The sequence below is a fragment of the Yinghuangia soli genome (genome assembly GCF_021502675.1).
Classification (GTDB): domain Bacteria; phylum Actinomycetota; class Actinomycetes; order Streptomycetales; family Streptomycetaceae; genus Yinghuangia; species Yinghuangia soli.
Window position 1 is genome coordinate 19879 of sequence record NZ_JAKFHA010000060.1, and the last position, 9487, is coordinate 29365.

General features: G+C 71.2%; 8 protein-coding genes. 3 read left to right on the forward strand and 5 right to left on the reverse strand.

From position 1 onward, the window contains the following. Window positions 1-96 precede the first annotated feature (96 nt). The 5 genes from LZ495_RS42210 to LZ495_RS42230 form a co-directional block, all read right to left on the reverse strand. Window positions 97-1623 (reverse strand): lysophospholipid acyltransferase family protein, encoded by a 1527-nt coding sequence (locus LZ495_RS42210; RefSeq protein WP_235058563.1) that lies wholly within the window; start codon window positions 1621-1623, stop codon window positions 97-99. A 179-nt stretch (window positions 1624-1802) separates the two neighbouring features. Beyond that, the gene (locus tag LZ495_RS42215; RefSeq protein ID WP_235058564.1) at window positions 1803-2645 is read right to left on the reverse strand and encodes a phosphatidate cytidylyltransferase; all 843 of its coding nucleotides are present in this window, start codon (window positions 2643-2645) and stop codon (window positions 1803-1805) included. Then, window positions 2642-3274 (reverse strand): CDP-alcohol phosphatidyltransferase family protein, encoded by a 633-nt coding sequence (locus tag LZ495_RS42220; protein WP_235058565.1) that lies wholly within the window; start codon window positions 3272-3274, stop codon window positions 2642-2644. The genes LZ495_RS42215 and LZ495_RS42220 overlap by 4 nt, the downstream gene beginning before the upstream one ends. 316 nt (window positions 3275-3590) lie before the next feature. Further along, window positions 3591-4700, reverse strand: a complete 1110-nt coding sequence (locus LZ495_RS42225; protein WP_235058566.1) for an alkene reductase — start codon at window positions 4698-4700, stop codon at window positions 3591-3593. 150 nt (window positions 4701-4850) lie between these two features. Beyond that, window positions 4851-5279 carry a RidA family protein gene (locus LZ495_RS42230; protein ID WP_235058567.1) on the reverse strand — a complete coding sequence of 143 codons (429 nt, stop codon included), beginning with the start codon at window positions 5277-5279 and terminating at the stop codon, window positions 4851-4853. Between the two features lie 126 nt (window positions 5280-5405). On the opposite strand from LZ495_RS42230, the gene LZ495_RS42235 reads away from it, so the two are divergent. The 3 genes from LZ495_RS42235 (at window position 5406) to LZ495_RS42245 (ending at window position 8498) form a co-directional block, all read left to right on the forward strand. Further along, window positions 5406-5891: a MarR family winged helix-turn-helix transcriptional regulator gene (locus LZ495_RS42235; protein WP_235058568.1), complete on the forward strand. Its 486-nt coding sequence runs from the start codon at window positions 5406-5408 to the stop codon at window positions 5889-5891. A 1088-nt stretch (window positions 5892-6979) separates the two neighbouring features. Then, entirely contained in the window at window positions 6980-7330 is a 351-nt protein-coding gene (locus LZ495_RS42240) for a WD40 repeat domain-containing protein (protein ID WP_372498723.1), read from the forward strand. Then, the gene (locus tag LZ495_RS42245) at window positions 7302-8498 is read left to right on the forward strand and encodes a damage-control phosphatase ARMT1 family protein (RefSeq protein WP_235058570.1); all 1197 of its coding nucleotides are present in this window, start codon (window positions 7302-7304) and stop codon (window positions 8496-8498) included. The genes LZ495_RS42240 and LZ495_RS42245 overlap by 29 nt, the downstream gene beginning before the upstream one ends. The last annotated feature ends 989 nt before the right edge of the window (window positions 8499-9487 follow it).

The following is a 9487-nucleotide window of genomic DNA, read 5'->3' on the forward strand; positions in this document are numbered from 1 at the left end:
CCCGCGCGCCTTTTCTCCCCCGTTCGGCCCCCCCCGGGGGGGGCCCCCCCCCCCCCCCCCCCCCCCCGACCCGGTTCGTGAGCCCTGCTGTTCCTCTTATTGCCAGCCCTGGACGATCAGCCACAGGCCGGTGGCGAAGCAGACCGCCAGCCCGCCCAAGTAGACGCCGTACCAACGCCGAAGGCGCAGCGTCAGGACGCCGAACGCGGTGAAGACGCCGGCCACCACCCAGTTCCGGACCGCCCTGGCCTTGGTGGTCTCCCAAGCCCACTCGGCCGGTCCGATCGCTGCGTGCCCAGGGGACTCGGTCGAAGCATCGCCGACTCGTCCCGCTTCGGCCGCGTACACCTTGTACGGGATGCCGTTCCAGGGCTGGTGCGCGACCGCGGAGGCGCCCTCCTGGGCGAGTTGGGTGCGGGCGGCGCCGCGCATCCGGTCGGTCGTCCACGGCGCCGGGGGCGTCGCGCCGAGCAGCGAGAGCTGCATGGCTAGGACCCCGCCCGCGACCGTGCCGGCCGTGACGAAGGGCACGAGCCGGATGCCGCGCGACGGAGCCGCCACGCACACCATGGCCAGCAGGAGTTCGGGCATCAGCGGCCACGAGAGGGCCTCGGCGAACGCCCACGCCGCGGCAAGGAGCCAGATCCGGGGCGAGGCCGCAATGCGCGCGATGACGATGCGCAGGCGGCTGTCCTTTTCGGCGTCCGCAGCGTTGTCGGTGCCCGTACTGTCGGTGCCCGTACTGTCGGCGTCCGTAACGCTCTTGGTGTCGGAAGTGCCGAGCGCGGCGCGGCGGGCTGCGTACGCGTCCATCGCCAACTCCGCCACTGCAAACCGGGCTTGGTCGGGCGTCGGGGCTGTGAGCGGCGCCCCGATGTGCACCCGTACCCGCGCAGGACGCGGCTTCCCGTGCTTGGGCATCAACTGCGCGGTGCCCGCGATGCCGACCGGGACGACCGGCACTCCGGCCGTCGCCGCGAGGCGCAGCGCACCGCCGCGGAAGTCCGCGACCTCGGAGCCGTCGCCGCGGGTGCCCTCGGGGTAGATGACCACCGCGTGGCCCGCCCGGAGCGCCGGCTCCATCGCGGCGAGGTCGGCGCTGCCGCCGCCGGCCCGGCGTACCGGGAATCCGGCCGCGAGGCGCAGGCACACCGCGCGGCGCAGGCGCTTGGTGAACCAGTAGTCGGCGGCCGCCGCGACGCGCGGAGCGTGCGCCGCGTCCAGGGTGGCGAGCAGCGCCGGGGTGTCCGCGTGCGAGGCGTGATTGGCCACCACGACGCAGCCGCCGGGCGGGAGTTCGCCGACCACGGTGACGTTGCCGCCGAGACCGAGCACCGTACGCCACAGGCGGCGGCGCAGGCGCGCACCGAGCTTGGTGCCGGTACGCGGGGCGGCCAGCGGTGCCGGGGAGGTCGCATCCGGGTTCGCGCCGATGCCGATGCCGGAATCGAGCCCGTGCCTGCGGCCCGCGAGCGCGCGGTGGCCCGATGCCGGTCCACGGCGGAGCGTGTGCGGCCCGGACGTCCTGCGGACCCCGGTACGGGCGCGGAGCCCTGTCCGCAGATCCGTACGGCGACCTGCCCCGAGTCCGTTCCCGGTCTCGATCCCCGCCGTGCCGACCATGTGCATCCGGGTGGCGGCCCGCAGGCGCGCCTGCCGTCCGAAGAGGCCCTCGCGCCGCGGATGCCGCAGCGTCCGGACGCCGCGCGCCAGGCGCTGCCGCCGTCCCTGCCCCCGCGCCCGCACCTGCCTGCGCGTGCGCGTCCGATCCGCGGGACCCCGCGTCCCTGCAAGGCGCTTCATCATGCGAACACCCCCGTCAGAAGCAGTGCGAACAACAGCGAGTCGATGCGGTCGAGTAGGCCTCCGAAGCCGGGCAGCCAGGTGCCCGCGTCCTTGACCCCGGCCTCGCGCTTGACCATCGACTCGACCAGGTCGCCGAGGATCCCACCGCCGACCACGGCCGCCCAGAGGCCGAGGGTCGCGGCGCCGTCGATGCCGATCCCGTCCAGCGCGAGCAGCACCACACCCGCGAACACCGCGCCGCCGATCACCCCGCCCCAGGTCTTGTTGGGGGACAGGGGCGACAACTTGCGCGCCGTCGGACCGCGCTTGCCGAGCAGCCGGCCGCCGCACCAACCGCCCACGTCCGCCAGGGCCACCGCGACCACCAGGGCCAGCGGAGTGGCGGCGGTGACCAGGAAGCCCAGGGCGACGGGGATCCAGAAGAGGCCGAACAGCGTGTACGCGGCGCGGCGTCCGCCTTGCTGCGTGTCGCCGGTCAGCACCGGGCCGAGGACGGCGGCGAGCAGCAACACCAGATAAGCGCGCTCGTCCAGCACCTCGGGACGCAGCCATATCGTGAACGGCACGGCCACGGAAGCCAATCCGAGCACCGCCCGGTCGACGCTGCGCAGTCCGGCCATCGCCGCGTACTCGAACGACGCGACCACGCCCAGCCCGGCCGCCAGCACCGCGAGCCCGCCTTCGCCGAGCGCCACTGCGCCGCACACCACGACCGCGATACCGGCCCACGAGAGCCAGCGGCGTACCAACTCGCGCTGCCGCGACGCCGCCACGAGTACGCCGCCGGTGCCCAGCAGGCCGCCGAGGAGGGGCATGGCCTCCATGACTTCGGTGCTCATGCGGTCACCACCAGGTCTGCGGTGTTTGCCGCGTCCGCGTCCGCCTTGGTCCCGGTGGCGGCGAACTCCCGGTGCAGGCCGTGCAGTCGCATCGCCGCGGTCAACAGCGAGCCGGCCACGATCACCCACAGGACCGGCGCGTACCAGCCGCTTGCTGCCGCCACCGCGACCAGAAGGCAGCGTTCGGTCTTGCCGACCGGGCCGCCGTTGCGACGTGCGGCGCCTGCCGCGCTGCCGGCGAGCGCCACCCACGAAGGCAGCGTCGCTGCCAGTGCGGCTCCGGCGACCAGGGCTCCGGGGGCGTGCACCGCGAAGCCCGCGATGACCAGCAAGTCGGCGACCCGGTCGCCCAGTTCGTTGAGGACGGCACCCCACCGCGTGGTACGCCCGGTCTCGCGGGCAAGTGCGCCGTCGAGGTTCGCGGCCGCCAGGCGGGCCGCCAGCAGCGGCAGCACCGCGGCCACGGCCCACGGCGCGGGCAGCAGCGCGAGCGCCAGCCCGGCGCCGGCCGCGAAGCCGATGCCGGCCGCGGTCACCGCGTCGGGGGAGACCCGGCGGGCCGCGAGGCCGCGGCGGAGGCCGCCGAGCCGGGCCGCGTACCAGGGCTTGAGTGCGTACAGTCCGTCCATGCCTTCAAGGCTGCCCGGGCGCAGTCTTCGCGCCCCGAGCGCGCGTACTCAATCCCGGTCATCGGACGTACTTAGTTACTCATGGGTAGGTCGAGCGCCGAGTACGCCGACTGCCTCGGCGGAGCGGTCCGTGTCCAGACCGCTCCCGCCGAGGCCGTGATTGCGCACGGATGCCGCGGCCGGCCGGTTCGGCGAGTTCCCCGCTCACCGAACCGGCTGCCGCCGTGCGGGACATGCCCACCCCGCCGGTTGCTCGGTCTCCGTGCTCATCCGACGCACCGCCCGATGCGTCCGCCTTCCGGGTCCTGCAGCCGCATCAGGCGGACAGTGCGGCCACCGCGCCCGTCCCCGCTTCCGCTGCCGTCGGGTAGTCCACGTATCCGGCCGCGCCGCCTCCGTAGATGTTCTCGGTCGCCGGCGGCGCCAGGGCGATGCCCGAGGCGATGCGTGCGGGGAGGTCCGGGTTGCTGATGAAGAGGCGGCCCAGGGCGACGAGATCCGCGTGGCCGTCGGCCACCAGGCGCGCGCCGACCTCCGGGCTGGTCGGGGCGGGCCCGTTGTGGTTGGCGATGAGCGTCCCGGACCAGCGCGTCCTCAGGTCGGCGATGGCGCCGTACTTTCCGCGCTCCAGGACGTGGAGGTAGGCCAGGCCGAGGCCGTCGACGGCATCGACCAGGGTCCGGTACGTGCCCTGCGGGTCGAGTTCGACGATCTGGTTCTCGTCGTTGTCCGGCGAGATCCGGAACCCTACGCGCTCCGCACCCACCGCCGCCGACACCGCTTCGGCAAGCTCGACCGCGAAGCGCAGGCGCCCGTTGACCGAGCCCCCGTACTTGTCCGTCCGCAGGTTGGTGTTGTCGCCGATGAACTGCTTCACCAGGTAGCCGTTCGCGCCGTGGATCTCGACGCCGTCGAACCCGGCCTCGATGGCGCGCTCCGCGGCCCGCGCGAAGTCCCTTACGGTCTGCTCCACTTCCGCGGTCTCCAGAGCTCGCGGGAGCACATGGTCGCGCAGCCCGTCCTTCGTGAAGATCTGCGGCCCGTCGATCCGCACTGCGGACGGCGCGACCGGCAGCTCACCTGTGGGCAGCGACAACGGGTGGCTCATGCGTCCCACATGCCAGAGTTGCGCGAAGATCGTGCCGCCCTCCGCGTGCACGGCCTCGGTCACCGGACGCCAGCCGCGTACCTGCTCGTCGGTCACCAGGCCCGGGATGCCGGGCCCGCCCTTTGCGAGGGCGTTCACGTACACGCCCTCGGTCACGATGAGCCCGGCGCCGGCTCGCTGCCGGTAGTACGTCGAGGCCAACTCGCTTGGTACGCCCGTCTCGTCATTTGCCCGACCCCGGGTCATCGGCGCCATGGCCACCCGGTTCGCCAACTTCAGCACGCCTGCCTGGTACGGCGCCGACAGCACTTCACCCATGCCACTCATCCCGTTCACTCCCGCCCTCCGCGAAGCCCGCAAAACCCGGACGCGACCCCGATCCGGCCACGTCCCCGATCCCGATCCCGATCCGATCCCGAACTGATCCTGGGTCCCCATCCCAATGCCAGCCCCGACCCAATCCCGTTCTCAGGCCGCGCGATCCAATGCCACGACCTCCACCTCGATCTGCCAGTCGGGCTGGGCCAGCGACACGACCTCGATGAGGGTGTCCGCCGGGTAAGGCTCGCTCAGGAACTCGCCGCGCAGGGTGATCACGTGGTTGAGGTTCTCAGCCATGTTCCGGACGAAGATCCCGACCTTCACCACGTCCGCGAACGACAGCCCGGCCGCCTCCAGCACGCGCCCGACGTTCGCGAACGCCTGCCGCCCCTGCGCGAGGAACCCGCCCTCGACGGTCTTCCCGTCCTCGGTGAAGCCCGCCTGGCCGGACACGTACACGACGCCGCCGGCCCGGATGGCCTGCGAAATGCGGTACGGCTCATACCAGTCCGGCGACGTCGCGACCTTCTCGATCCGCTGCTCCGCCACCACGCCCACGGCACCCAGCTCGGCCATGACAAGCCCCTTTCCTGCGCCCGGTTCCCCAGGCTAAGTTGCATGCACCTGCATGTTTTGCTTGCGCATGCATATGTTGTACACACACGTAAGATCGTGTCAACACCAAACCGAAAGGGTCGTCCCATGACCACCGACACCACGACCGCCGGCACCTCGGCCGCCGCCCCCACCGGCGAAGCCGCCGCCGCAACCGTCGACCCCGCCAAGTGGGACGCCCTGATCACCCTGCACGCCCGCGTCGAGCACGACCTCGAACGCGCCCTCAAGCGCACCCACAACCTCGGCCTGTCCGAGTACCGCGCCCTCTGCCACCTCTCCACCGCCCACGACGGCGAACTCCGCATGCAAGAACTGGCCGCCCGCCTCGGCCTCAACCAAAGCTCCGTCAGCCGCCTCGTCGCCCGCCTCGAAGCCGACGACCTGACCCGCCGCGACCTCTGCCCCGCCGACCGCCGCGGCGTCTACACCGTCATCACCGACGCCGGCCGCACCCGCCAGTCCGAGGCCGCCCCCACGTACACCAGCACCCTGACCGAATCCCTCAACACCGCCACCCACACCGCGGACCCCACCCTGGCCCCGCTCCTCACGGTCCTCCTCGCCCCCTGACCCCGCCCCTCGCACCCCCGAAGCCGCACCGCACCCCACCCGACGCAGACCCGACACGAAGGCCCGCCCCGCACGCCCGCACGCCCGCACGCCCGCACGCCCGCACGAAAGCGTGTCGTCGGCACCCCCGCGAAAACCCGCGCAGGCATGCCCGTGCGAAGCCGCTGTTACCCGCCGTCGCAGGCATACCGGCTCACAGCTGCCATCCCCCACTGCAGGCACAGCAGCCGTACGAAGACGCCTCGGGCCGACGCGCGCACGCCCGCCGCTCGAAGATTCCCTTGCCCGACACAGCCCCACGCCCTCTCCGGCCCACCGCCACCTCGGCCCTGACCTGCACCCCAGCCCCGCACTCCCGCGCCCGTACTCACCCCGCTCCCACCTCACCCCGGCACCCCAAGCCGCCCCGTCACCCACCGCTCCCGCGCTCGCCATTCGCTCATCCGAGGTACTTCTGCATCCCAACCCACACCAGTAACCATTCGGTTCGTTGGTATCAGTGGGGGAGCGGCAGTAGCTCGCGAAGGAGCCGAAGGCGGACCGGAGTTCCGGTCACCTGAACGCCACCGGCAGTGCCCTGGGCCGCACGGGGATCGGCCCGATGCGCACCCGACGCCAGCTACTGCCGTCCCCCATATGCGTCCCGTAACACCCGTCGCAGATCGCAGATCGCCCCTGGCCGACAAGGGCCGGTACGCGTCGGCAAGCCGTGTGCCACCCACCCCGAGACGGCCGGAAGAACGAGCCCAAGCCGCCCGGCCCCAAGTCCGCCGCCGGCACACACCGCCACAACCAGGCCGCAAAAACCGCAGGCCGCTTACCCCGCACCCAGCGCACAGCCTCCGGCACCCCAACGCCCCATCCCCTGGGACCTGCCTTCCGGGAAACGGCTCTGGGAAAAGTCCCTTCACACCGGCCGACTGCGATCCCTCGCGTTCGACGCGGCTGGCGACAGACTGTTCGCCTGCGTGGGCGGAGGCAGCGTCCACACCTGGAACGCGCACACAGGCGCCCCGCAGCCGACTTTCACCAACCGCGGCGGGTGGGCCCGCACGCTCGCCACGGACGTACCCGGGCACCGCCCGGCGGTGGGATCGGGCAGTGGTGACCTCCATATACGCGAGACCGGCACAGGGCGATTCACGGCTCACCTGCCCGGCCACACCAGCCGCGCGCTCATGGCGGCGTTTACCAATGATCCGGATCGGCTAGTGTCGGCCGCGGCCGGCGGGACGGTGCGGCTCTGGTCATTGACCGGACAGCACCAGGTGGCCGAGGTCCGGATCGACGCTTCGCTGCACTGCGCCGCATTCGACGCGGACAGCGGACGAGTTCTCGCCGCCAGCGCTCTCGGCGTCACCGCGCTGCAGGTGGTGGGCCGACCCGAACCCGGCGAGGGAGCCGCAGAGCATGGCCGAGGCACCACCCCGACTCCCTGACGGCGTTGCTCCCGCCGCGCCGATCCTGTGCAACGAGCCAGGGTCGTTCGCCTGGGGAGTCTTCCACGACCGGCACCCTCGGCTCCTCGAGCAGCTTTGCGATGCCTTCCCGTACGACGCTGACCAGCGCCGCGCCCTGGAGGCGCTGCTCGACGAGAGCCGCACCGGGAGCGTCGCCCGCCTGAGCCCCCGAGCCCACGACGCCGCGTTGTGGGACGCGTGGGGACAGCGCAACTACGGTCGGCCCTGGGCCGATGTCCCGTTCCTCTGGGCCGAGAGCTACTTCTACCGCCGACTGCTCGACGTGGTCGGGTACTTCACCCCTGGCCCGTGGAAGGGAGTGGACCCGTTCGCGCCCGCCAAGGCGGCGGAACTCGCCAGCGCCACAGTCGACGACGAACTTGCCGCACTCGACACGCTTCCCCAACTCGCCAACGACCAAAGCCGCGAAGCGCTGCTCGCCTCATCCCTGTGGGGGAACCGCGCTGACCTTGGATTCCAGATCACGGCCGACGCTGCTGCACACGACGGAGTCGACTCGGCGCTCGTCGCGGACGACCGGGCGCGCTTCTGGACCCATCTGGCTGAATCCCCAGCCAGCCGAGTGTGCTTGGTGGCGGACAACGCCGGGCGGGAACTCCTACCGGACCTCGTGCTCATCGACTACCTGCTGCAGGCCGGGCTCGCTGCGGAGGTGCTGCTCCAACTGAAGCCGCACCCGTACTACGTCTCCGACGCCACCACGGCGGATACGCTCGCGTGCCTTCGACGCCTCACCGCTGCGGGTGGGGAAGCGGCGCGCATTGGCCGGCGGCTCTGGGCGGCGATGCAGGAAAGCCGACTCATGCTCAGGGCACACCCTTTCGCGTGTGCTCCGCTCCCGTATGCCGACATGCCAGACGACCTGTGCCAGGACTATGCGGGATCGACCGTGACGATTCTTAAGGGTGACCTGAACTACCGACGACTGGTCGGTGATCTCCACTGGCCTGCGGTCACTCCGTTTGCCAGCGCCGTCGACTACTTCCCCGGGCCGGTCGTGACCTTGCGCACCCTGAAGTCCGAGGCGGTGGTGGGCCTCCAGCCGAGCACCCTCGCACGGCTGGATGCGGACGTCGAAACGTGGCGAACCGGCGGAACTCACGCGCTGATCCAGTTTCGGCAGTGACGACAGAAGCCCACTGCTGACACGAGCGATGTCCTCGGCGCAGCAACTCCGGCCGGGCTGAGCGATTGCGGGTAGCCCGGGCCGACCGGATGAACCAATCAAAGGTTGCGGTCAGCGGTCGCTGATCGCACGGCTCAGGGCCGCCCAGGACGCGGCTGATGTGCTTACACAACGGCCGTATGACCTGCGGCATGCCGGCATCTCGTTCGGACTGAAGGCCACGCGGGATCCGGCGCCGGTCGCCGAGCGGGCGGGGCAGAGCGTCGAAGTGATGATGACGTGCTACTCGTCGGTGCTGGACGACGAAGACGAGCACGCGAACCGGGTGAGGGACGAAGCGTTCCGGGCCTATGGCTTGGCATCGAAGACGACGATGGGAGGGGAACACCGGCATCAACAGCGGGAGATGAGCTGTCGTTGGCGAACGCAAGGACGAGCCCTCGGCAAGCCTCATGTCTACGCTGGGGGCGCGTTGTCGTTCATACCGCGTGGATACCCCAAAACGGCCTCTGACCTGCGGAAACGACTATCAAGATCATACCGCGCCTATACCGGGAACCCTGGTCGGTAGCGGCTCAGAGCGGCATACGCCTGCATCTGCTCTGGACCCTACAAACAGTAATGGCCCCTGGTGAGGGGGCATATCCGCTGGTGAAACTGGGTCCCCCGGCAGGATTCGAACCTGCCCACACGGTTCCAGGAGGCACCCGGCCACCGAACCTCCGTCAGCCCGCTGAACTGCACCGGAACTAGCCACGACCCACACTGCGCGGGCGAGCGTTTTGCACCGGTTTCGCGATCATGGGTGGTCGCCCTCGGGCGGGTCATACTGCGGCGGTCGCCGCGCAGGCCAGGGTCGTCCTGGGCTTGATCCACTTTGACGGACACCCTGGATGAGGGGCTTTGGCCTCTCTGGGGAGGATGTCCATCATGGAGAGCATGGGGAAGAAGAAGCCTCGGCCTCGCCGCTCGTTCACGCCGGAGTTCAA

Bases quoted from the DNA above. Each gene is read 5' to 3' on its own strand.
- LZ495_RS42235 (WP_235058568.1), top strand. From the start codon at position 5,406: ATGACCACCGACACCACGACCGCCGGCACCTCGGCCGCCGCCCCCACC.
- LZ495_RS42215 (WP_235058564.1), bottom strand. From the start codon at position 2,645: ATGAGCACCGAAGTCATGGAGGCCATGCCCCTCCTCGGCGGCCTGCTG.
- LZ495_RS42220 (WP_235058565.1), bottom strand. From the start codon at position 3,274: ATGGACGGACTGTACGCACTCAAGCCCTGGTACGCGGCCCGGCTCGGC.
- LZ495_RS42245 (WP_235058570.1), top strand. From the start codon at position 7,302: ATGGCCGAGGCACCACCCCGACTCCCTGACGGCGTTGCTCCCGCCGCG.
- LZ495_RS42230 (WP_235058567.1), bottom strand. From the start codon at position 5,279: ATGGCCGAGCTGGGTGCCGTGGGCGTGGTGGCGGAGCAGCGGATCGAG.
- LZ495_RS42225 (WP_235058566.1), bottom strand. From the start codon at position 4,700: ATGGGTGAAGTGCTGTCGGCGCCGTACCAGGCAGGCGTGCTGAAGTTG.
- LZ495_RS42210 (WP_235058563.1), bottom strand. From the start codon at position 1,623: ATGGTCGGCACGGCGGGGATCGAGACCGGGAACGGACTCGGGGCAGGT.